Origin of the sequence: Pseudomonas sp. IT-P218 (assembly GCF_949767605.1) — a bacterium.
Taxonomy (GTDB): domain Bacteria; phylum Pseudomonadota; class Gammaproteobacteria; order Pseudomonadales; family Pseudomonadaceae; genus Aquipseudomonas; species Aquipseudomonas putida_AE.
In genome coordinates, this window is sequence record NZ_CATKQQ010000011.1 from 937,703 (window position 1) to 958,596 (window position 20,894).

The 20,894-nt window shown below is 62.0% G+C and carries 23 protein-coding genes; 8 read left to right on the top strand and 15 right to left on the bottom strand.

Going from position 1 to position 20,894, the window contains the following annotated elements:
- Positions 1–47: 47 nt before the first annotated feature.
- From lapD to ACM6I6_RS11150, 4 genes are all read right to left on the bottom strand, one after another.
- Entirely contained in the window at positions 48–1,988 is a 1,941-nt protein-coding gene (gene lapD, locus ACM6I6_RS11135; RefSeq protein ID WP_414919891.1) for a cyclic di-GMP receptor LapD, read from the bottom strand.
- Positions 1,989–2,010: 22 nt separating this feature from the next.
- A complete protein-coding gene (lapG, locus tag ACM6I6_RS11140) occupies positions 2,011–2,718 on the bottom strand; it encodes a cysteine protease LapG (RefSeq protein WP_274074806.1) in 708 nt (235 codons plus the stop codon).
- Positions 2,719–2,793: 75 nt separating this feature from the next.
- Complete coding sequence (locus ACM6I6_RS11145) at positions 2,794–3,189, bottom strand: YbaN family protein (protein WP_274074807.1); 396 nt, start codon at positions 3,187–3,189, stop codon at positions 2,794–2,796.
- A 10-nt stretch (positions 3,190–3,199) separates the two neighbouring features.
- On the bottom strand, positions 3,200–3,787 hold the full coding sequence (locus tag ACM6I6_RS11150; protein ID WP_274074808.1) for a YecA family protein: 588 nt from the start codon (positions 3,785–3,787) through the stop codon (positions 3,200–3,202).
- A gap of 329 nt (positions 3,788–4,116) precedes the next feature.
- Here ACM6I6_RS11150 and recQ point away from each other — a divergent pair, with 329 nt between their 5' ends.
- The 4 genes from recQ to ACM6I6_RS11170 all read left to right on the top strand — a co-directional run bounded on the left by recQ (position 4,117) and on the right by ACM6I6_RS11170 (position 8,436).
- Entirely contained in the window at positions 4,117–6,243 is a 2,127-nt protein-coding gene (gene recQ / locus ACM6I6_RS11155; RefSeq protein WP_406592970.1) for a DNA helicase RecQ, read from the top strand.
- 120 nt (positions 6,244–6,363) lie between these two features.
- Complete coding sequence (locus ACM6I6_RS11160) at positions 6,364–6,798, top strand: MarR family transcriptional regulator (protein WP_274074810.1); 435 nt, start codon at positions 6,364–6,366, stop codon at positions 6,796–6,798.
- A 130-nt stretch (positions 6,799–6,928) separates the two neighbouring features.
- Positions 6,929–8,101 (top strand): FimV family protein, encoded by a 1,173-nt coding sequence (locus ACM6I6_RS11165; RefSeq protein WP_414919892.1) that lies wholly within the window; start codon positions 6,929–6,931, stop codon positions 8,099–8,101.
- A 47-nt stretch (positions 8,102–8,148) separates the two neighbouring features.
- On the top strand, positions 8,149–8,436 hold the full coding sequence (locus tag ACM6I6_RS11170; RefSeq protein ID WP_046816858.1) for a SelT/SelW/SelH family protein: 288 nt from the start codon (positions 8,149–8,151) through the stop codon (positions 8,434–8,436).
- Here ACM6I6_RS11170 and ACM6I6_RS11175 read toward each other — a convergent pair.
- Together ACM6I6_RS11175 and ACM6I6_RS11180 are read right to left on the bottom strand one after the other, a co-directional pair.
- A complete protein-coding gene (locus ACM6I6_RS11175) occupies positions 8,430–9,323 on the bottom strand; it encodes a DMT family transporter (RefSeq protein ID WP_414919893.1) in 894 nt (297 codons plus the stop codon). The genes ACM6I6_RS11170 and ACM6I6_RS11175 overlap by 7 nt on opposite strands.
- A 167-nt stretch (positions 9,324–9,490) precedes the next feature.
- Entirely contained in the window at positions 9,491–10,249 is a 759-nt protein-coding gene (locus tag ACM6I6_RS11180) for an AraC family transcriptional regulator (RefSeq protein WP_323627457.1), read from the bottom strand.
- A 146-nt stretch (positions 10,250–10,395) separates the two neighbouring features.
- Between ACM6I6_RS11180 and ACM6I6_RS11185 the strand changes: the two genes are divergently transcribed.
- The gene (locus tag ACM6I6_RS11185; RefSeq protein ID WP_274074814.1) at positions 10,396–11,205 is read left to right on the top strand and encodes a UDP-2,3-diacylglucosamine diphosphatase; all 810 of its coding nucleotides are present in this window, start codon (positions 10,396–10,398) and stop codon (positions 11,203–11,205) included.
- Between the two features lie 128 nt (positions 11,206–11,333).
- On the opposite strand, the gene ACM6I6_RS11190 is transcribed toward ACM6I6_RS11185, so the two are convergent.
- Together ACM6I6_RS11190 and ACM6I6_RS11195 are read right to left on the bottom strand one after the other, a co-directional pair.
- Entirely contained in the window at positions 11,334–11,906 is a 573-nt protein-coding gene (locus ACM6I6_RS11190; protein ID WP_274074815.1) for an HD domain-containing protein, read from the bottom strand.
- Between the two features lie 18 nt (positions 11,907–11,924).
- Positions 11,925–12,236 carry a DUF962 domain-containing protein gene (locus ACM6I6_RS11195; protein ID WP_274074816.1) on the bottom strand — a complete coding sequence of 104 codons (312 nt, stop codon included), beginning with the start codon at positions 12,234–12,236 and terminating at the stop codon, positions 11,925–11,927.
- A gap of 161 nt (positions 12,237–12,397) precedes the next feature.
- Between ACM6I6_RS11195 and ACM6I6_RS11200 the strand changes: the two genes are divergently transcribed.
- Positions 12,398–13,459, top strand: coding sequence for an AraC family transcriptional regulator (locus ACM6I6_RS11200; RefSeq protein ID WP_274074817.1), 1,062 nt, complete (start codon positions 12,398–12,400; stop codon positions 13,457–13,459).
- Here the strand turns inward: ACM6I6_RS11200 and ACM6I6_RS11205 are convergent.
- Entirely contained in the window at positions 13,416–14,870 is a 1,455-nt protein-coding gene (locus ACM6I6_RS11205; RefSeq protein ID WP_274074818.1) for a TrkH family potassium uptake protein, read from the bottom strand. The two genes, ACM6I6_RS11200 and ACM6I6_RS11205, sit on opposite strands and share 44 nt — an antisense overlap.
- A gap of 119 nt (positions 14,871–14,989) precedes the next feature.
- On the opposite strand from ACM6I6_RS11205, the gene ACM6I6_RS11210 reads away from it, so the two are divergent.
- Positions 14,990–15,556: an NAD(P)H nitroreductase gene (locus ACM6I6_RS11210; RefSeq protein WP_274074819.1), complete on the top strand. Its 567-nt coding sequence runs from the start codon at positions 14,990–14,992 to the stop codon at positions 15,554–15,556.
- Positions 15,557–15,638: 82 nt separating this feature from the next.
- On the opposite strand, the gene ACM6I6_RS11215 is transcribed toward ACM6I6_RS11210, so the two are convergent.
- From ACM6I6_RS11215 to ACM6I6_RS11240, 6 genes are all read right to left on the bottom strand, one after another.
- Positions 15,639–16,976, bottom strand: a complete 1,338-nt coding sequence (locus tag ACM6I6_RS11215) for a HAMP domain-containing sensor histidine kinase (RefSeq protein ID WP_323608660.1) — start codon at positions 16,974–16,976, stop codon at positions 15,639–15,641.
- Positions 16,977–17,154: 178 nt separating this feature from the next.
- Positions 17,155–17,604: an LTXXQ domain protein gene (locus ACM6I6_RS11220; RefSeq protein WP_274074821.1), complete on the bottom strand. Its 450-nt coding sequence runs from the start codon at positions 17,602–17,604 to the stop codon at positions 17,155–17,157.
- 229 nt (positions 17,605–17,833) lie between these two features.
- Positions 17,834–18,511 (bottom strand): response regulator transcription factor, encoded by a 678-nt coding sequence (locus tag ACM6I6_RS11225; RefSeq protein WP_274074822.1) that lies wholly within the window; start codon positions 18,509–18,511, stop codon positions 17,834–17,836.
- A gap of 7 nt (positions 18,512–18,518) precedes the next feature.
- The gene (locus ACM6I6_RS11230) at positions 18,519–18,932 is read right to left on the bottom strand and encodes a translation initiation factor 2 (RefSeq protein ID WP_274074823.1); all 414 of its coding nucleotides are present in this window, start codon (positions 18,930–18,932) and stop codon (positions 18,519–18,521) included.
- Positions 18,933–19,042: 110 nt separating this feature from the next.
- Positions 19,043–19,342: a YciI family protein gene (locus tag ACM6I6_RS11235; RefSeq protein WP_007984134.1), complete on the bottom strand. Its 300-nt coding sequence runs from the start codon at positions 19,340–19,342 to the stop codon at positions 19,043–19,045.
- Position 19,343: 1 nt separating this feature from the next.
- Positions 19,344–19,940, bottom strand: a complete 597-nt coding sequence (locus ACM6I6_RS11240) for a septation protein A (protein ID WP_008055521.1) — start codon at positions 19,938–19,940, stop codon at positions 19,344–19,346.
- A gap of 87 nt (positions 19,941–20,027) precedes the next feature.
- On the opposite strand from ACM6I6_RS11240, the gene ACM6I6_RS11245 reads away from it, so the two are divergent.
- Positions 20,028–20,891: a PHP domain-containing protein gene (locus tag ACM6I6_RS11245; RefSeq protein ID WP_274074824.1), complete on the top strand. Its 864-nt coding sequence runs from the start codon at positions 20,028–20,030 to the stop codon at positions 20,889–20,891.
- Positions 20,892–20,894 lie beyond the last annotated feature (3 nt).

The window sequence follows — 20,894 nt, forward strand, 5'->3', positions numbered from 1 at the left end:
CCTGTGACAGGGGAGAGCGGTTTTTTTTGCCTGCGACCGTCCGCAGATCACATCGGCTGCGGCTCACCGATCAAGCGCCCCATCACGCCAAACACCCCCAATGCCCGGATCGCTTCCAGCTCCCCCTGGGTTTCCACTTTTTCTGCGATCAAGGGTAAGTCGATGCTGTGGGTCGTGCGGCAAACCGCCTCGATGAACAGCCGTTTATCATGCTCGGCATCGATGCCACGGATGTAGGCGCCGTCGATTTTAAGGTACGCCAGCCCCAGTTGCGTGAGGTTGCCGATCTGGCTGAAATGGCCGCCAAAATGCTGCAGCCCGATACGGTAACCGGTGGCGAGCAGGCTGTGGCTCAAGCGTTGCAACGGGTCTGGCGGAGGCAGTTGGCGCTCATCGATTTCCAGGGTCAGGAAGGGCGCCAGTTCCGGCAGGGATTCAAGCATGTCGAGGATCAGTTGCACCTGCGCCTGATCGCGCAAGGTGCTGCCGGACAGGCTCAATGCCAGGGGCATCCGGTTGATGACGAGGTATTCGAGGGTGGCTTCGAGCATCGCCAGGTCAAAGCGCGCCGACCAGCCAAACCGCTCGATCCACGGCAAGAACTGGCCGGCGGCGATCGCTTCGCCCTGTGGATCGAGCAGGCGTGCGAGGACCTTGTGATGCAGCACCTGACGAGTCTCGGCGCATAACACCACCGGTTGAAAATACAACTGCAGCTGGCCTTCGTTCAGGGCAGCGTCAAGCCAGGTGTGCCAGTGGTGTTGGGCCTGCTTTGGTGCGCTGTCGCTGTGGCCCAACACGGCCCAGGGGCGCTCGGGATGTTGCCGGGCTTCGTTCAGTGCCTGGTCAAGTTGATGCAGCACGTGGCTCGCCGGGTCGCCGGGATGGAAGGCGACGACGCCCAGATGGGCGACGGGCATGCAGTCACTGGCACCGGTGAGGCGCAGGTTTTCCAGGGTGGCGCTGAGCTCGGCAGCCAGGCGCGTTGCCTCCTCGGTATCGAGATCCGGTGCCAGCAGGCTGAATTCGCCACCGCGATTGCGCGCTGCCAGCCAGGTGCGCCGTTGCGGTACCTGAGTCAGGCGCTTGAGCAAGTCGCCGACCGCGCCAATCAACGCATCGGTGCGTTGCCCGCCAAGGCGTTGATTGAGCCCGGCCAAATCGTTGAGCTGCAGCATCAGCAGATGACCGTCGCCATTTTGCTCGGCGATCCGCAATTGATCGGCCAGTTGTTCATCGAGCAATCGCCGGTTGGCCAGCCCTGTCAGGCTGTCCCGGTAGGACTCGCCGAGCAGTTTTTCACTGCGCGCCGCCTCTTCGGCGAACAGCGTCTTGAGCTTCTCGACCATCTGGTTCATCGCCAGCACCACGCGTTTCAACTCCGGTGTGCGCGGCAGCGTCGGCAAGCTGAGAAACTCGCGTTTGCTGATGGCGTCGGCCTGCCGGACCATGGTGTCGAGCGGGCGTAATTGCCGACGCAGCAGCCAGCCACCGAACACTGCACTGAGCAGCCCGCAGAGCAGCAACCAGACGAGGCTTCCCAGTGTGCTGTCCCAGAGTTTGGCCAGGGCGAACTGGGGATTGCTCAACACTTCAACGCGCGCCACCTGTTGCCAGCCACGGGTGATCAATGCATCGCCGCCCTCGGGGCGCAAATTCACCAGGTTGACGAACCAGCCGGGCACGCCGTCGATTTGCTCGGGGACGCTGCGCTGCACCAGCACCTGCCGATTCTCCAGGTGGGTGACGCGGATGTCGCTGTAATAGCCGCTGTCGAAAATCGAGCTGACCATCAACTCCATCATCGCCGGGTCGTCGACCTGGGTGGTCAGGGTCAGGCCCAGGGCGGTCGCGGCGTCCTGGGCATGGGCGCGCAACTGGCCCAGCGTTTGCTCGCGAGAGCTTTCCAGGCTGGCATAAAAACTGCCGCTGAACGCCACCAGCAAGAACAGGCAGATGGCAAGAAACAACTGGTTGCGCAGTTTCATCGAGCGCTCCTTGGCGTGGCGACTAACCGTCGCCGACGGCGAATCCTTCGGTTTGCATTTTTTTCAGGACGTCTTGCCAGCGCGACAGTTTTTTCGAGTCGCCGCTGCGCGGGTGGCCAGGTTTGCCGGGCAGGTACAGGCCTTCGGCGTTGAAGGCATACACCGGCAACAGGTCCTTGCGCTGCGAGGCGGGGCGGATTTCGCCGATCAGGTTGTCGAGCACCAGCGGTTCGGCGCCAGGGCTGCTGTAATAGGTCAGCACCATGTGCGCCTGGTTCTGTTTCAGGGCCTTGACGTAGGTAATGCGCAGCTTGTCGCTGGGAATGCCCAGCTGGCGCAGGCTGAAATATTTCGCCAGGGCATAGTCTTCGCAATCGCCCGCGGCCTTGATCAGCGCCTCGACGGGCGTGGCCCAGTAATCGGCCTGGCGCCAGAGGCGGGCGTCGTCCTGGAAATCCAGCTGCTGGTTGAAGAAGCGATTGACCGCAGTTAATTGCTCCAGCTCGGGCAGGTTGCGTTCACCTTGCAGCATTTCACTCCAGGGTTGGAGACGTCCCTGGGTCGGCCCCAGGCTGGCATAGCGCTTTTGTGCGGTATGCGAAATCTGCGCGAAATCCCAGGCGGGCCAGGCGCTGGCAAGCCCGGCCAGGGGAAAACTGGCCAGCAGCAGCCATCCGCCAAACCGAAGTCGGAGTGTTGGCCATCCTGGACTACCCGGACTGCGCGGCATGACTGGCTGCTCGAGTGCAGAGACCTGAAGTCTAGGTGGTGGTCGGGTCAGCGTCGACCTGCAGGCGGGGGAATCTCAGGACTTGTGCAGGGTTTTCTGCTTGAGGATGTACAGGGTCACCAGCACCGCACTGGTCAGCATGAACGCCCGCGCCCAGGGCATCGGCACCAGGTAGCAGGAGAACAGGATGCTGGCCCACATCAGGCCAATGGCATAGACCTTGCCCTTGAGCGGAATGCCATTACCTTCGAGGTAGTCACGAATCCACGGCCCGAGCCGCGGGTGATTGACCAGCCACTGATAGAAACGCGGCGAACTGCGGGCGAAACAGGCAGCCGCCAGCAACAGGAAGGGTGTGGTGGGCAGCACCGGCAGGAAAATCCCGATCACCCCCAGCGCCACGCTCAGCCAGCCGATGGCCAGCAGCACGTAGCGCAACATCAGGGAGCGGTTGCCTATGGGGTTGTCCATAGGCGGGACCTTAGTGATGGCGTGGCTTGAGGATCGCCGGTTTTTCGTCTGGTGCGTTGCACAGCAGGTACAGCGCAGTCAGGGCTTCCGGGATCTGCACGATCATGTCGTCCATCAGGTTGGCGTCGGCGGCAATGTCGGAGAACTCCGGTTGCTCGTCGAACAGGCCCGAACCGACCATGATCGGCAGGAGCATTTCGCTGACTTCGTCTTCGGCGGTTTCGAACCAGGCTTCTTCGCGCAGGAACACGCCTTCCATGAATCCGATGCACCAGCCGCGCAGCTCGGAATCGTCCGGGTCGTCGCCCAGGTCGAGGTCGCACGGCAGCTCGAACTCTTCATCGGAGGCCAGCTGGCGGGCGATGTGAGCCTTGAGACCGATCAGCGTGGCTTCGATTTCTTCGCGTTGGGCTTCGCCGCTGTAGTGCGGCTCTTCGGCGAAGAGGGCGTCGATCCATTCACGGTCGGGAACGTCTTCGGAACAGATCGACAGCGCGGTGAGGTAGCCGTGGGCGGCCACGTAGTCCAGCGCCTCGTCATGCAGTTCATCGGCGTCGAGGAAGACTTGCAGGCGGGTTAGTTGCTCAGCGAAGGACATTAAAGGGCTACCTTGGGGAATATTCGATGCGGGAATTCTAGGCCTTCTTGAGCGCTTGGGCCAGCCGCGCGGCATATTTGCCCCTCTTGGATGCAGCATTCCCTGTAGGAGCAGCCTTCGGCAGCTCCAGGGGTTCATCTTCATCCGCTCTTATCAGCGGTGCCCTGCGCGAGGGAGGGCTCGGGTATACTCGCGCGTTTTGTGATGCCCTGCTGGCGTCATGGCTGAAATGTGAAGCGACATGCAATGCGCACTTACGATTTGTCGGTGCAAAGTTGCGGGTTCTGCACCAGCCTTGCAGGGATGTTTCGGTGATTTTTGGAGTTTTTATGCTCGAACAGGCTCAGCGCGTCCTCAAGGACATCTTCGGCTACGACAGTTTCCGTGGCCGCCAGGGTGCAATCATTGAGCGCGTGGCCAGTGGCGGCGATGCCCTGGTCCTGATGCCTACCGGTGGGGGTAAATCCCTGTGCTTCCAGGTGCCGGCGCTGCTGCGCGACGGCCTGGCGGTCGTGGTTTCGCCGCTGATCGCGCTGATGGACGATCAGGTCGCGACCCTGGAAGAACTGGGTGTGGCCGCCGCGGCATTGAACTCCACGCTCAGTGCCGAGCAACAGCGTGACCTGGCGGCACGGATCCGCCGCGGTGAAGTGAAAATGCTCTACCTCGCGCCCGAGCGTCTGGTGCAGCCGCGCATGCTGAGCTTCCTGCAAGGGCTGAACATCTCGCTGTTCGCCATTGACGAAGCCCACTGCGTGTCCCAATGGGGCCATGACTTCCGCCCGGAATACCTGCAACTGGGCCAGTTGGCGGAACTGTTCCCCGACGTACCGCGCATCGCCCTGACCGCCACCGCCGACAAGCGAACCCGGGAAGAGATCGTCACCCGCCTGCACCTGCAGAATGCCGAGCGCTTCCTGTCGAGTTTCGACCGGCCGAACATTTTTTATCGCATCGTGCCCAAGGAGCAGCCGCGCAAGCAGTTGCTGGCGTTCCTCACCGAGCGTCGCAGCGATGCCGGTATCGTCTATTGCCTGTCGCGCAAGAAAGTCGAGGAAGTGGCGACCTTCCTCAGCGAGCAAGGCTTCCCGGCGCTGCCGTATCACGCCGGCCTGCCCAACGATCTGCGGGCCCACAACCAGAAACGCTTCCTCAACGAGGAAGGCCTGATCATGGTCGCTACCGTGGCCTTTGGCATGGGCATCGACAAGCCCAACGTGCGCTTTGTCGCGCACCTCGACTTGCCGAAGTCGCTTGAGGCCTATTACCAGGAAACCGGGCGCGGCGGCCGTGACGGTCTGCCCGCCGATGCCTGGATGGCCTATGGCCTGCAGGACGTGGTGATGCTCAAGCAGATGCTGCAGAACTCCGAAGGCGACGAGCGCCACAAGCGTCTGGAGCAACACAAGCTCGATGCCATGCTCTCGCTGTGCGAGGAAACCCGCTGCCGTCGCCAGACGCTGCTGGCCTACTTTGACGAAGACATGCCAGAGCCCTGCGGCCATTGCGACAACTGTGTCGATGGCGTGCAGACCTGGGACGCCACCGAACCCGCCCGTCAGGCCCTTTCGGCGATCTACCGCACCGGCCAGCGCTACGGCGTCGGGCACCTGGTGGATGTCCTGCTGGGCAAGGACAACGAAAAGGTGCGCAGCTTCGGGCACCAGCACCTTTCGGTGTACGGGGTCGGCAAGGCGATGGCCGAAGGCGAGTGGCGTTCGCTGTTCCGCCAGTTGGTGGCTCGCGGCCTGGCCGACATCGACCTGGAAGGCTACGGCGGCCTGCGGCTGAGCGACACCTGCCGTCCGCTGCTCAAAGGCGAAGTGACCCTGGAACTGCGTCGCGACCTGAAGGCGCAAACCACTGCCAAGAGCAGCAAGAGCCAGGCGAGCCAGCTGGTGCGGGGCGAAGAGCGCGAACAGTGGGAAGCCCTGCGTGCCCTGCGGCGCAAGCTGGCCGAAGAACACGGCGTACCGCCGTACGTCATTTTCCCCGACTCGACCTTGCTGGAAATGCTGCGCAGCCAACCAACCTCGCTGGCGCAAATGGCCCGGGTCAGTGGCGTCGGCGCACGCAAGCTGGAGCGTTATGGCGAGGCGTTCCTCGAAGTCCTCGGTGGCCAGGTCGAGGCACCGAAAGTTGTCGCAGACCTGCGCCACGAGCTGATCACCCTGGCCCGTGCCGGCATGACGCCGTTGCAGATCGCCGGTCAGTTGCAATGCTCGGAAAAGAACGTCTACACCCTGCTCGCCGAGGCGATCGGCAAGCAGCAGTTGTCGCTGGAGCAGGCGCTGGACTTGCCGGAGGACTTGATGGGCGAAGTCCAGGACGCGTTCCTCGACGGAGAGGGCGAACTGCCGCCGGTAGCGGAAATTTCCGCGCTGTTCGCAGGGAGGGTGCCCGAAGGGGTCCTGTACTGTATTCGGGCGGCTTTGCAGTCCGAATTCGAACTTTGAATGACCAGCCTCATTGATGTAACGATTCAGTACAGAACAAGCCTTGCCTCCAGCCAAGGCTCATGCTTAGCTGACTAATTATTAGTATTTCTCTTATTTCAGTCTGATCATGAGTGTTTTATGTCGTTGACCGATCAACACCGTTTTGGCATGCAGTTGGCACAAATGTCCCGTGGCTGGCGCGCCGAGCTCGACCGCCGCCTTGCCGGACTTGGCCTGTCCCAGGCCCGCTGGCTGGTGCTGCTGCACCTGGCGCGCTTCGAGCAAGCCCCGACCCAGCGTGAGCTGGCGCAAAGCGTCGGCGTCGAGGGGCCAACCCTGGCGCGGCTGCTCGACAGTCTGGAAAGCCAGGGCCTGGTGCAACGCCAGGCGGTGGTGGAAGACCGTCGGGCGAAAAAAATTGTGCTTTGCGCGCCGGCGCTGCCCCTGATCGAACAAATTGAAACCATTGCCACCCAGCTGCGTCATGAACTCTTCGAAGGTGTCGATGAGGCGGACGTAAAGGTCTGCATGCGTGTTCACGGGCACATCCTGGCCAACCTCGAAAAATCCTGAGACACAACCTCCCGCCCAGGCTTTTGAGCCAGGGCATTGGGCGGACTATAAGAACTAGTCGGCAATATCGTGTTCGTACCGCAGGTGCGAACACGTGCAGATTGGTTTTTGGTTTACCTAAGGGATGTTCATGCTCCAGAGTCGGCTATTGGTTGTACGGTTTGGCGCCAGGCTGTTGCTGGCCTGTGCCGCTGTTACTTATTCGGCCTGGGTGCCGGCGTTGGGCCTCGGTGAAATCACCCTGCACTCGGCACTGAATCAGCCGCTGCGCGCGGAGATCGCCCTGGTGGATGCCGCCGCAGTGACTGAGGGCGAGCTGTCGGTCAGCCTGGCGACGGCGGACGAGTTCAGCCGCGCCGGCGTCGAGCGCGTGGCCTTCCTCAACGACCTGACATTCACGCCCATCCTGCGGGGCAATCGCAGCCTGGTCCGGGTCAGCTCCAACAAACCGGTCAAGGAACCCTACCTGGATTTTCTGGTGCAACTCGACCAGCCCAATGGCCGCGTGTTGCGCGAGTACACCGTGCTGATCGATCCTCCAGGTGCAGAAAACATGGCGCCGATCAGTGATGAACCAGCGGTGAACCGTCCCTCTTCAGCATTCCCGAGTGTCGAGCCGGCAGTCGCACCATTACCTGCACGCACGGAATCGGCGGCAAGGCCTGTCGCCGATCCCCTGGCTGAACAACTGGCCACCAGCGTCCTGCACAACCAACAGTTGCAGGCGAGCGTCGATGAACTCAACGTGAAACTTCAGGCCCGGGACGAGCAGATCGCCGTTGAGAAAAAGCAGGTCGCCGAGTTGCAAGCCCGATTGGCCGAGGTCAAGCAGGCACCCACGGAACCTGTTGCGTCGGTTGACGTGGCGCCAGCGCCAGTGGCGGAGCCTGGGTCGAACTGGCTAGCGATCGGAGGGTTGCTGGCGCTGGTGGCGTTGGCGTTACTGCTGGTGCGGGTTCGTCGGCAAAGACAGCAGGACCAGGTATCGCTGGAACCATCGCAACCAGACCCGCAGCCCGATGGGCAGAGCCTTCAGGAAGTGCCCGTCCGCCAATCGCCATTGCAACCTCTTGCGCCGGTTGTGCTTGCAGCACCGGTACTTTTGCCCCTGGTGACGCCATCGCCGCCATTACCCTTCGATGAGTTCCAGCTGAATCTGGACGACTTGTCGATGGAAACGAACTGGGATCTGGGCCCGATGGACCCTTCTCCTACCGCCGAGCAGCCGCCGAAAGCGCCAGCGCTGCCCGAGCCTGAGATTGAATGGGTAATCGAACCCGCCGAACCGGGTAACAGGCAGTAAACACCGTTATCATGGTGGCGCCCTCTGCCTCAGGAGTTTCGCCGATCATGACCGCCAGCAAACCGGAAATCGTCATCACCTATTGCACCCAATGCCAGTGGCTGCTGCGTGCGGCCTGGCTCGCCCAGGAGCTGCTCAGCACCTTTGGCGATGACCTGGGCAAGGTGTCCCTGGTGCCCGGCACGGGTGGGGTCTTTCACATTTTCTGTGACCAGGTGCAGCTCTGGGAGCGCAAGGCTGATGGCGGTTTCCCCGAGGCCAAGGTGCTCAAGCAGCGGGTCCGCGACCAGATCGATCCGGACCGCGACCTGGGGCACAACGATCGCACTCAGTGAGACACCGCCTCGGCGGCAACGGTTTTCTTGCTCGCACCACTCGATAGCCTGCTGGACACCACGATCGCGACGATGATCAATGCGCCACCCAGCAGCATGCGCAGGGTCGGGTTTTCATCGAACAGCAGCCAGGCGATGGTGATCCCGTAGACCGGCTCCAGGGCGAAGACCACGGCGGCGGTCCGTGCCTTGATCACCGCCAGGCTGGCGACAAACAGGCTGTGGGCGACGCCGGTGCAGAACACCCCGAGCAGGCCGATCCACAGCCAGTCGATGGCGCGCACTTCACTCAGGTGCGGGGCTGCGGCTGGCAGCAGGCACAATCCGACCACCACGTTCTGGCACAACGCCGCCTGCACCGGCGGGATGCGCGCGGAGCTGGCGCGGTTGGTCAGCGACAACAAGGAAAACAGCAAGCCCGAGGCGATCGACCAGAGCAGGCCGGTGGTGGCGCCACTGCCCAGATCGAACGCAGGCGTGACCAGCACCAGCCCGACACTCACCAGCGCCACCAGCATAATTTCATTGGCGCGGATGCGCTCACGGAAAATCAGCCCTTCAAGGATCACGGTAAAGGCCGGGAAACTGGCAAAGCCCAGCGTCGCGATGGCAACGCCGGCGACCTTCACCGAGATGAAGAAACTCACCCAGTGCCCGGCCAGCAGCAAGCCGCTGAGCAGCAGTCGGCGCACATCCACCGCTTCGAGTCTTCGCCATCGGCTTTGGCTGGCAAAGCGCGCAAAGAACGCCAGCGCCAGCACCGCGAACGCCGCCCGGCCGAAGACGATGATCGCCGGCGAAGCGGCGGCGAGTTTGCCGAACACGCCGGTCAGGCCGAACATCAATGCGCCGATATGCAGGGCGCCCAGGGCGGTACGGGGAGTCATGGCAATCCTTGATAAACGTGGCCGACAACACCGCCGACCCTTGTAGGAGCTGCCGCAGGCTGCGATCTTTTGATCTTGATCCTGAAAGCAAGATCAAAAGATCGCAGCCTGCGGCAGCTCCTACATTGAACGTGTAAACGAACCCTGTGTCTGTCGCCAGACTCGCGTCATTTGTCGCCAGCCTCGCGCCGCAATTTACCCGGCGATGCGCCGAACTCGCGCAGCACCGCTGCGGCAAAGGCACTCTGGGAGCTGTAGCCGACCCGACAGGCAATCTCGCCAATGGGCAGCGCCGAATTGCGCAGCAGTCCCACGGCCTTGTGCAGGCGTCGGCTGCGGATGTAGTCCATCGGCGTCTGCCCGCATTCGGCCACGAACCGGGCATGCAAACGGGCGCTGGAAAGACCGGCCACGCGCGCCAGGTCGGCGACTTGCAGCGGGTAGGCGGCGTATTGGTCGATGTGTGCATTCAGGGCGGCGTAGGGCAGGCGCCGGCCGCCGACCGAGTCGGGCCTGGCGTTGTTGAGGCTCGCCAGCAACAGCACCGCGCCCTGTTGCGCAATGACCGGATCATCGACCGGGCTGTTGGCCAGCCACTCGACCAACTGGCTCTGTCCCGCATCCAGCGACAAGCGGCCGGCGTTGTCGAGCAGGCGTCGACTGGCATCGGCATGATCGCCCAGGGACTGGCCAAGCCATTGATCGCCGGGCACGTCGAGGACCAGGCAGCGGCTGCCGTTGGGGCTGCCGCAGGCATGATGAAAGCCGCCCGGAATCACCACGAAGCTTTGCTGGACCACCTGGCTGCCATGCCCGTCGACTTCGAAATCCAGCGCACCCGACAGCCCGAACACCAGTTGCGCATGCTCATGGCTGTGGACGATCAGGTCGTGGGTGTACTGGCGCAGGGTGAGGATCGGTCTCATCTCGGCTCTCGTTGCAGGGTTGATGCGTCAGGTCGCAGTCTACACCGACACCACCTGCGCGCGCTGTCACAGGACTGACTCGGCGCTGTCATGGGCCATTAACCCGGACGCGGCAAGCTTGCCAAAACTTGTCCTGAGGGTTGCCCATGACCAGCGCCGAGCTCGCCAAACCCAGTCGTAAGCAACGTGTGCGGACCCTGTGGATTTCCGATGTGCACCTGGGCACCCGCGATTGCCAGGCCGAGCATCTGTCGCAGTTCCTCAAGGGTTATCACGCGGACAAGGTCTACCTGGTCGGTGACATCATCGACGGCTGGAAACTGCGCGGCGGCATGTACTGGCCCCAGGCGCACACCAACGTGATCCGGCGCCTGTTGACCATGAGCAAGCGCGGCACCGAGGTGATCTACGTCACCGGCAACCACGACGAATTCCTGCGCCGCTATTCGAAGCTGATCCTGGGCAACATCCAGCTGGTGGACGAAGCGGTGCACGTGACCGCCGATGGCCGACACTTGCTGGTGATCCACGGCGATCAGTTCGATGTGATTACCCGCTACCATCGCTGGCTGGCGTTTCTCGGCGACTCGGCCTACGAATTCACCCTGACCCTCAACCGCTGGCTCAACCACTGGCGCGCCCGATACGGCTACGGCTACTGGTCGCTGTCGGCGTACCTCAAGCACAAGGTGAAAACCGCGGTGAGCTTCATCAGCGATTTTGAAGAAGCCATCGCCCACGAGTGCGTCAAGCGCGAACTCCACGGCGTGGTGTGCGGCCATATTCACCATGCCGAGATTCGCAAGGTGGGCGGGGTCGACTACCTCAATTGCGGCGACTGGGTGGAGTCGTGCACGGCGCTGATCGAGCATTGGGATGGCACGATCGAGTTGTATCGGCTGGCGGATGCGCAGGAGGCGCAATTGAAGGCAGTTAAAATGGCAGAGCCTGCGTAGACAGGTCCGGCGCCTTCGCTGTAGGAGCAAGCTTGCTCGCGATGGAATTCAACGATGACGCGGGAAACCAGACACCCCGCGGCGACCTCAGGTTTTTCGTCGGAACGCCGCCCGGAGCAAGCTCGCTCCTACATCGCCGCCTTGTAGATCGAGTTCTTCGGCTGCGCAAACAACCGTTCCATCATCGGCTCGAAGAAACTCAACGGCAGCGTGTCATACGCCGGGTCAAACGCCGCCGCATCGTATTTGGCGCAGAATTCGATGGTGGCCTGATACTGCGGGTGATCGCAGAATTGCTCGCGCAGATGCCGGTCCATGCCCAGGTGATGGAAGAAGTAGTAGCCCTGGAAAATCCCGTGTTTTTCCACCATCCACAGATTCTCGGCGCTGACAAACGGCTTGAGGATGGCCGCGGCGATGTCCGGGTGGTTGTAGGAACCCAGGGTGTCGCCGATGTCGTGGAGCAGGGCGCAGACCACGTACTCTTCATCGCGGCCATCGCGCCAGGCACGGGTGGCGGTTTGCAGCGAGTGGGTCAGGCGGTCCACGGGGAACCCGCCGAAATCACCTTCGAGCAGCTTCAGGTGCGCCGCGATCCGAATCGGCAATTGGCGAGCGTAGGCGCTGAAGTCCGCGGCGATGATCGCCCAGTCTTCCTGCGTACCATCCTTCATGTGGGTAAAACGGGCATTGGCATTCATCGGCAATCCTCTGCTGATCTAGAACGGCACGCGTCCCAGGATCATGTCGCGATACATGACGAAATCGCCGAGAAGGCTGTAGAAAGGGTGCTGAAAGGTTGCAGGACGATTCTTCTCGAAGAAGAAATGGCCAACCCAGGCGAAGCTGTAACCCGCCAGCGGCAATACCCACAACAAGGTCCAGGCGCCACGACCGACGGTCAGCGCCAGAATGAAAATAACCAGCGTGGTGCCGATGAAGTGCAATCGTCGGCAGGTACTGTTGCTGTGTTCGCTGAGGTAATACGGATAAAACTCAGCGAAGCTATTGAAACGCTTGATGTTTTCCACGACCGCGATCTCTGTGGTTATTGTTCTGGCTGCAACTTGTTCTGCGGGTAGCTTATTTGAGTCTAGAGTGATCATTGGCGCGAGCCAGTGACAATAGGCGCCACTTTAGTATCCTTCGGAAAATTTGCCGCGACAGACGGCTCACCAAGACAGTAGACGCCATGAGCGAACGAACGACTTCTGCAAGCTGGGCGATGGGGATTGTCAAAGCACTGGAAATGGACGGCCTGGATTGCCGGGTTCTGTTCAATCAACTGGGGCTCGACTACGCGGCACTGGATGATCCGGATGCGCGCTTCCCGCAAGATTCCATGACACGACTGTGGCAACGGGCGGTTGAACTGTCCGGCAACCCGGCGATTGGCCTGAACATGGGCAAGGTGGTGCGACCGGCACAGTTCCATGTGACCGGATACGCCCTGATGTCCAGCCAGACCCTGGCCGAAGGCTTCAGGCGACTGGTGCGTTACCAGCGGATCATCGCCGAAAGCGCCGACCTGAGTTTTCGCCTGCTGGATGAGGGCTATGCGCTGATCCTGACGGTGCACGGCGACCATTTGCCACCCACCCGGCAAAGCGCCGAAGCCTCGTTGGCCTGCGCCCTGGCACTGTGCGGCTGGTTGACCGGACGCACGCTGCACCCGCGCAAGGTGCTGGTGCAGGGTGATCAACCGGCCGATCTCGAACCCTATAAACAAGCCTTCCATGCGCCGCTGGTGTTCAACGCGCCCTACGATGCGTTGATATTTGAACGCGCGGACATGGAAGCACCGCTGCCGACGGCCAACGAGGCCATGGCGCTGTTGCATGACCGGTTTGCCGGCGAATACCTGGCGCGGTTTTCCGAGAGTCGGGTCACGCACAAGGCGCGCCAGGTGCTGTGCCGTCTGCTGCCCCAGGGCGAACCCAAGCGCGATGCCGTGGCGCAGACGCTGCATTTGTCGCAACGCACCTTGCAACGGCGTCTACAGGAGGAGGGCACGAGTTTTCAGACGTTGCTCGACGACACCCGTCGTGAACTGGCCGAGCAGTACCTGGCGCAACCGAGCATGACCCTGCTGGAAATCGCCTACCTGCTGGGGTTCGCTGATCCGAGCAATTTCTTCCGCGCTTTCCGCCGCTGGTTCGACACCACGCCCGGCGAGTACCGGGCGCGCCTGATGGAAACGCCGGCGCCGGTCAGTGACGCCAGAACGCCGGTATACACAGCACAAACACGGTAATGATCTCCAGTCGGCCCAGCAGCATACCGAACGAGAGAATCCACTTGGCCGCGTCCGGCAGGGAAGCGAAGTTGCCTGCCGGGCCGATGGTCTCGCCCAGCCCCGGGCCGACGCCGGACACGGTGCTGGCGGCGCCGGTCAGGGCGGTCATCCAGTCCACCCCGAGCAGTGACAGCAACAACGCGATCACGCAGATGGTGATGGCGAAGAAGAACGAAAAGGTCAGGATCGAACGCACGATCTCTTCATCGAGGCGGTGGCCGTTGTACTTCTGCTTGATCACCGCACGGGGGTGGATCAGCTGGTTAAGGTTGGCCTTGAGCAGGATGTAGGCGACCTGGAAGCGGAAAATCTTGATCCCGCCGGCAGTCGAACCAGAGCAACCGCCGACGAAACCCAGATAGAAGAACAGCATCAGCGAGAAATTGCCCCACAGGCTGTAGTCCCCCAGCGCGAAACCGGTGGTGGTGACCACCGACGTCACGTTCAGCGCCACATGCCGCAACGCCTCCAGCCAATGCAGCTGGGTGGTCCACCAGTACCAGGTGCCAAGTACCAGCCAGGTCACCAGCAACATGCCGAGCAAGCCCTGGACCTGCTGGTCCTTGATCAGCGCCCGGCGGTTACCGCGCAGGGTCGCCACGTACAGGGTGAACGGCAGGCTGCCGAGAATCATGATGACGATGGCCACCCAATGCACCGCCGGTTGCGTCCACTTGGCCAGGGACTGGTCCGAGGTCGAGAACCCCCCGGTGGAAATCGCCGACATCGCATGGTTGATCGCATCGAACGGGCTCATCCCGGCCCACCAGAAGGCCAGGCTGCCGAAAATGGTGATGCCGACGTAGGCCGCCACGATCAGGCGCGCCACCATGTGCGAACGGGGCATGACTTTTTCAGAACGGTCCGAGGACTCGGTCTGGAACAGCCGCATGCCACCGATGCGCAGCAGCGGCAGGATCGCCACCGCCATGCCGATAAACCCGATGCCGCCGATCCAGTGCAGCAGCGAGCGCCACATCAGGATGCCGGGGGACATGTCGTCCAGGTGGTTGAGCACCGTCGAACCGGTGGCGGTGATCCCGGACATGCTTTCAAAGAACGAGTCGGTGTAGCTGATGTGCTGGGTCAGCAGGAACGGCAGCGCGGCGAAGATACACACCACCAGCCAGCTGCTGACGGTCAGCAGGTACATGTCCCGTGGTCGCAGATGGACATGCTCGGGGCGCCCGGGAATGACCAGGGCGAGGCCGGCGACAAAGGTGATCATGCTGGCCCAGAGGAACGACGGCAGGTCGCCGGTGCGATCGAAGATCACCAGCGTGGCCATGGGCACGACCATGGCGATGGCCAGGGTTATCAGGAAAATGCCGATGATGAAACCAATGAGACGTAAGGTCGGCAACGCCATGAAATCCGCTCGGCTGAAGTAAGGAGGGCGCCATTCTACCTGCGGGGCGGGGCATGTAAACCGCACTGCCTCAGTAGTTACAGCTAGAATAGCCGCACATTTTTTTCTGGAGGTGGCCGATGCAGGCTCTCGACGTTTTGCTCAACCGTGTTTCCGTGCCGCGCCTGATCGAGCCGGCACCTACCCAGGCGCAACGCGAAGTGCTGTTTGCCGCAGCCATGCGCGCCCCGGATCACGGCCACTTGCAGCCTTGGCGCTTCCTGACGGTCGAAGGCGCGGCGCGTGAGCAAATGGGCGAGTTGCTGGCCGAAGCGGCAAAGCTGCAGGACGCTGAAGTCGCTGAAGCGGCCATCGACAAGGCGCGTAATGGACCGCTGCGGGCACCGCTGGTGGTCGTGGTGATTGCGCGGGTGCAGGAGCACGTCAAATATCCGAAGTCCGAACAGTTGCTGGCCGCGGGTTGTGCGGCCCACGGGATTTTGCTCGCGGCCTATGCGCAGGGTATCGGCGCGGTATGGCGCACCGGTGACCTGGCCTATTCGTCCCATGTGGCCAAGGGGTTGGGACTGGCGGAAGGGGAGGAGGTGATTGCCTTCCTGTACCTCGGCACGCCGCAAAAAGAACCGCGGGTGGCGGAGAAGGTTGATCTGGCCGAATTTGTCAGTGCCTGGCCCGGTAAAGCCTGAAGATCAAAAGATCGCAGCCTGCGGCAGCTCCTACAGTGTTACATCCGTAGGAGCTGTCGAGTGAAACGAGGCTGCGATCTTTTCAGGTCACCGCCCCCGGCACCAAAGGAAATTCCAGACTGGCAATAAATCCACCCTCAGGGTGATTGGCCAGCATCAGGCTTCCGCCATGGCGTTCCGCCGCACGGCGCGCAATCGCCAGTCCCAGGCCGTGCCCGGCTGCCGTCTGCCCGGGCGCGCGATAGAAGGGCTCGCCCAGCTGGCGCAAATGTTCAGCTTCCGCCCCCGGCCCATGGTCACGCACGGTCACCACGATCCGCTCCCCCTGGCGCAAGGCCTGCATTTCAATCGGCAGGCCGCCCGCCGGGTTGAAGCGCTGGGCGTTGCGCAGCAGGTTGTCCACGGCGCGCTCGATCATGGTCGGCCAACCCTTGAGGGTCAGCTGCGACTCGGCTTCCAGGTGCACGAGCTGATCGGGTGAACCCAGCTGTGCATCTTTTTGCAGGGTCGTGAGCAGGGCGTTGAGATCCACTTCTTCGGCACTGGCGTTATCGGCATCGACCCGCGCCAGCACGAGGATTTCGCTGATCAAGGCTTCGAGGCGGTCGCATTCGCGGGTGAGCCGCGGCCAGAGTTTTTCCCGCTCTTCAGGGCTGGCCCGTTCGGCCAATGCCAGGGCAATGCGCAGCCGGGCGAGCGGGGACCGCAGTTCGTGAGACACATCGCGCAGCAGTTGCCGTTGACTGCCGATCAGGCTTTGCAGGCGCGCGCCCATGCGGTTGAAGTCGTTGGCCAGCACGCCGAATTCGTCGCGGCGGTTGGCCAGCTTGACCAGGCTGTTCTGTTGGTAGGTGGTTTGTCCCAGGTCATGCACCGCGCCGCGTAAACGGCTGAGCGGGCGGGTGATGGAGAAGGTCACCAGCAGGCTGAACAGGGTCAGTACCACCAGGGCGATCCCCAGCGCACTCAACGGCCAGAGCAGGCTTTCGCGGTGCCAGGCGTCGAGTTCCGGGTGAGGGATGCGGTAGATGAACAGGTAGGTGTCACCACTTTTGTCGCTGGTGAACTCATCGGTCAGGCGCCGCCATGGCAGGCGGCGGTCGTCGTTGTTCTGCCGCGCCTCAAAGGCAGCCGCACGCCGTGGGAAGGTGCCGCGCACCACCGGGTCACCGCTCTCGTTGAGTACCTGGACGTCGATGTGATATTGGCGCTTGCGCTGTTGCAGAATGTCCTGGGCTGCGTCTTCGCCCTGGGTTTCGTAGGTTTGCGTCCATTGTTCGGCCAGGGTATTGAGGCCCGGATGGCGACTGAGAATCCACGCGTCCTGATTGAGCATGTGCCCGAGCAGAATGGAGAGCCCTGCAACCAGGGCGATGGCCAGCCAGAAGCTGGCCAGGACCCGCCAGAACAATGAGCGCACAGAAAATCCTCGAACAGACCTGTAGGAGCGAGCTTGTTCGCGATGGACGACTAGACAACACGGGCTACCTGATGCCGCGCGTTATCGTTGACGTCCATCGCGAGCAAGCTCGCTCCTACAGTAGATCAAAAGCAATGAGGCCCAACGGTGGTTAACCGTTGGGCCGGGGGTTAGCGCATTATTGCGCTTTTTGCGCCTGCTGCGCTTTCCAGGCCTTGAACTCTGCCCATTCCGCGCGACGTTCAGCCTGTTTTTTCTGGATCTCGTCGAATTTCTTCTGTTGATCCGGCTTCAACAAGGCACGCACATCGGCTTCGGCTTTCTTGTGGTTGGCGGCCATTTCATCTTTCATGGCTTTCTGGTCGGCTGGCGAGAGTTTTTCCAGGTACTTGTCGACCACTTGCTTACGCTCGTGCATCTGCTCGCCCATGATCTTGCGGATCTGCTCGCGCTGCTCGCGGCTCAGGTCCAGTTGGCTGTACGGGCCTTTACCGTGCATGCCGTGCATCTGACCGCCGTGGCGCGAACCGTCCATCGGGCCATCCATCGGGCCTGCGCCTTCAGGCATGGCCATGGCAACGGTCGGCAGGGCGGTGGCGAACATCAGAGCGATAAGAGTCTTGCGCATGGTGAATCTCCTTGTCTCATTCCCGGTACGTTCCGGATGAGTTCAGATTACGCAGATCAAGGTCAGCGGCGGTCAGCGGTACGTAAAGCTTGGGTAAAGATGGTTTTGCGCCGACCTGACAAAAACAACCCTTGTAGGAGCCGGCTTGCCAGCGAAGGCGTCCGAAAGAACGACGCATTATTCAAGGACGCCTTCGCCGGCAAGCCGGCTCCTGCAAGGGAGCGTAGGTTTAGAGGCTGTAGTAGTAGCCGCGGCTGCGCAGGGCCACGATGCGCGGGCGGCCATCGGGATGCGGGCCGATTTTTTTGCGCAGGTTGCTCACGTGCATGTCGAGGCTGCGGTCGTACAGGGTCAGCTTGCGGCCGAGGGCGATTTGCGCCAGTTCCTGTTTATCCAGCGGCTCGCCGGGCTGCTTGAGCAGGGCTTCGAGCAGGCGGCTTTCGGAAACTGTAAGCGTGAACTCCTGTTCATCGATGCTGACCACGCCGCGCACCGGGCTGAAACACAGGTCGCCCAGCTCCATCTGGCTGGACGCCGGCGCCGGATGGCTGCGGCGCAACACGGCGCGCAGGCGGGCTGTCAGTTCCCGTGGGTCGCAAGGTTTGGCCAGGTAGTCGTCGGCACCGAGCTCCAGGCCGAGGATACGGTCCAGGGGTTCGCCGCGGGCGGACAGCATCAGCACCGGCAAGTCCGGGTGATCGCTGCGCAGTTGCTTGAGCAGTTCCAGGCCACTGCCGTCCGGCAACATCACGTCCAGCACCACGGCCGCCGGGGAGGTTTCGGCCAGTGCGCGACGGGCGCTCTGGCCATCGTGACAGGCGCGCACCTGAAACCCTTCCTGGCTCAGCCAGCTGCTCAGGAGCTCGCACAGCTCCTGGTCATCATCAATTAGTAACAGCTCGCTCATGAATCACTCAATTTAGCCATTGTCGACGTTTTCGACTCGCTCCACTGGCGAAGATACCGCAGAGCAGGGCCAATAGCGCCACCCCGGCGCCAACGACGAACCACTGTTGCTGATCGGTCAGCAAGCGCGGGATCGTACTGCCGGCCTGGACTTCCCGAAGTTGCAGCTTGAGTCGCTGATTCTCCTGGCGCAACCGGACCAGCTGGACGCTTTCGCGTTCGCCATCGGCATTGTTCAATTGTTTGCCCAGTTCTTCTCGTTGCCGCTCGCTTTCCTTCAAGCGTTGCTGCAGTTCGTTGATCTGGCTGCCGGCGCTCAAGGACAGCGGCGTGGAGTTCGCGCCCTCGGCGGCTTCTTCACCGTGGGCGGGCGCCACGATCGACAACGTGACCAACATCAGACACAACGGACCTTTGCGCATCGCGACTCCTGATTCCAATACGGATATTGGGGAGTTTGTCGGCAGGCAAACGAGAATAATGAGCGATTGAGAACGCGATGAACCGATAAGGTTCACCGCGCCAAGAGACGTTACGGCAGGACTTGCTTGAAAGGCTTGACCAGGACGTTGGCGTAGACGCCGGCGGCGATGTACGGATCGGCGTCGGCCCAGGCCTGTGCGGCGCTCAGGGAGTCGAATTCGGCGACGATCAGGCTGCCGGTGAAACCCGCTGCCCCTGGATCATTGCTGTCGACCGCCGGATGTGGGCCGGCCAATACGATGCGACCTTCGCCTTTGAGCACCTGCAGGCGCTCAAGGTGTGCAGGCCGGGCGGCCAGGCGGGCTTCCAGGGAGTTGGCGACGTCTGTGGCAATGATTGCGTAAAGCATGTCAGTCCTCGGTTTTCGGCGTTGTGGTATCGGCGTCGTGCAGGTGGCGGGACAGGTAGATGCCCTGGCCGACCAGGAACAGCAAAGTCATGCCCAGGCTGCCGAAGACCTTGAAGTCGACCCAGTAGCTCTGGAACGTGAACGCGACGAACAGGTTGGCGGCACCGCAAAACAGGAAAAACGCGATCCAGGCGATGTTCAGGCGCGTCCAGACCGGCTCCGGCAGGCTCAGCGCGTGGCCCATGATGCGCTTGATCAGCAGTTGGTCACCGATGAAGTGGCTGCCGATGAACGCCAGGGCGAACAGCCAGTTGACCACCGGAGCTTTCCATTTCAGGAAGGTCTCGCTGTGGAAGGCCAGGGTCAGGCTGCCGAAGACCAGGCAGGCGATCAGGGTCAGCCACTGGCTCTTCTCCAGCTTGCGCTGCTTGATGAACAGCGTGCCGTAGACCACCAGGGAGCTGATGATCAGCATCGCGGTGGCGCTGTAGATGCCGCCTACAGTGACCTCGTGGCCGGCTATGTCGACGACCCGTGGATCGATCTTGAAGACGATGAAAAACAGCAGGAGCGGGATGAAATCGATGAATTGTTTCACAGTGGCAGCCAGAAGCAGGATGTGGCGGCATAATAACAAACATATGGGCGCGCGATAGCGCCAGCTGATTTGAGGTTACAAAGCCCTGTGAATGTTGATTTGCACTGCCATAGCACGGCCTCCGATGGCGCCCTGGCGCCTGCGATCCTGGTTGCGCGAGCGTTCGAGAAAGGCGTGCGAGTCCTGGCCTTGACCGATCACGACACCCTCGAAGGCCTCGACGAGGCCCGCTGTGCAGCGAATGCGCTGGGGATGCAACTGGTCAATGGCGTCGAATTGTCCTGCACCTGGGGCGGCGCGACCATTCACGTGCTGGGCTACGGTTTCGATGTCAATGCCGCGCCGTTGGTCGAGGCGATTGCCAAGTTGCGCGACGGCCGCTGGCTACGTTCCGAGGAAATCAGCCGCAAACTGGCGTTGAAAGGCATGCCGGGAGCGCTCGAAGGCGCCCGGGAAGTCCAGCAGGCCCTGGGCGACAGCGGTAACGCGCCGGCCCGCCCGCACTTCGCCGACTGGATGGTGCGCGAAGGTTTCGTCAAGGATCGCGCCGAAGCGTTCCGCAAATGGCTGGGTGCCGGCAAGCTGGGCGACGTCAAGCAACACTGGCCAACCCTGGAAGAAACCGTCGAAACCCTGCGCGCGGCCAAGGCGTGGGTCAGTCTGGCTCACCCCTGGCACTACGAATTCACTCGCAGCAAGCGTCGCCGCCTGATTGCCGACTATATTCAAGCAGGGGGCCACGCGATCGAAGTGGTCAATGGCCATCAGCCTGCCGAGCAAGTAGGCAGCCTGGCTATTCTGGCCCGCGAGTTCGGTCTGCTGGTCAGCGCCGGCAGTGATTTTCATGGCCCTGGAGGCTGGTCCGAGATCGGTGAATATCGCCCGCTTCCGGAGGATCTGCCACCACTGTGGTGTCGATTCAAACATGACCCAAATATTGCCGTCGTCTGAACA

Excerpts from the sequence above, each read along its gene's own strand:
- ACM6I6_RS11200 (WP_274074817.1), top strand. The coding sequence starts at position 12,398 with ATGAGCGAACGAACGACTTCTGCAAGCTGGGCGATGGGGATTGTCAAA.
- ACM6I6_RS11205 (WP_274074818.1), bottom strand. The coding sequence starts at position 14,870 with ATGGCGTTGCCGACCTTACGTCTCATTGGTTTCATCATCGGCATTTTC.
- ACM6I6_RS11170 (WP_046816858.1), top strand. The coding sequence starts at position 8,149 with ATGACCGCCAGCAAACCGGAAATCGTCATCACCTATTGCACCCAATGC.
- ACM6I6_RS11230 (WP_274074823.1), bottom strand. The coding sequence starts at position 18,932 with ATGCGCAAAGGTCCGTTGTGTCTGATGTTGGTCACGTTGTCGATCGTG.
- ACM6I6_RS11175 (WP_414919893.1), bottom strand. The coding sequence starts at position 9,323 with ATGACTCCCCGTACCGCCCTGGGCGCCCTGCATATCGGCGCATTGATG.
- ACM6I6_RS11150 (WP_274074808.1), bottom strand. The coding sequence starts at position 3,787 with ATGTCCTTCGCTGAGCAACTAACCCGCCTGCAAGTCTTCCTCGACGCC.
- lapG (WP_274074806.1), bottom strand. The coding sequence starts at position 2,718 with ATGCCGCGCAGTCCGGGTAGTCCAGGATGGCCAACACTCCGACTTCGG.
- ACM6I6_RS11160 (WP_274074810.1), top strand. The coding sequence starts at position 6,364 with ATGTCGTTGACCGATCAACACCGTTTTGGCATGCAGTTGGCACAAATG.
- lapD (WP_414919891.1), bottom strand. The coding sequence starts at position 1,988 with ATGAAACTGCGCAACCAGTTGTTTCTTGCCATCTGCCTGTTCTTGCTG.
- ACM6I6_RS11185 (WP_274074814.1), top strand. The coding sequence starts at position 10,396 with ATGACCAGCGCCGAGCTCGCCAAACCCAGTCGTAAGCAACGTGTGCGG.
- ACM6I6_RS11165 (WP_414919892.1), top strand. The coding sequence starts at position 6,929 with ATGCTCCAGAGTCGGCTATTGGTTGTACGGTTTGGCGCCAGGCTGTTG.
- ACM6I6_RS11220 (WP_274074821.1), bottom strand. The coding sequence starts at position 17,604 with ATGCGCAAGACTCTTATCGCTCTGATGTTCGCCACCGCCCTGCCGACC.
- ACM6I6_RS11190 (WP_274074815.1), bottom strand. The coding sequence starts at position 11,906 with ATGAATGCCAATGCCCGTTTTACCCACATGAAGGATGGTACGCAGGAA.
- ACM6I6_RS11235 (WP_007984134.1), bottom strand. The coding sequence starts at position 19,342 with ATGCTTTACGCAATCATTGCCACAGACGTCGCCAACTCCCTGGAAGCC.
- ACM6I6_RS11210 (WP_274074819.1), top strand. The coding sequence starts at position 14,990 with ATGCAGGCTCTCGACGTTTTGCTCAACCGTGTTTCCGTGCCGCGCCTG.
- ACM6I6_RS11180 (WP_323627457.1), bottom strand. The coding sequence starts at position 10,249 with ATGAGACCGATCCTCACCCTGCGCCAGTACACCCACGACCTGATCGTC.
- recQ (WP_406592970.1), top strand. The coding sequence starts at position 4,117 with ATGCTCGAACAGGCTCAGCGCGTCCTCAAGGACATCTTCGGCTACGAC.
- ACM6I6_RS11225 (WP_274074822.1), bottom strand. The coding sequence starts at position 18,511 with ATGAGCGAGCTGTTACTAATTGATGATGACCAGGAGCTGTGCGAGCTC.
- ACM6I6_RS11145 (WP_274074807.1), bottom strand. The coding sequence starts at position 3,189 with ATGGACAACCCCATAGGCAACCGCTCCCTGATGTTGCGCTACGTGCTG.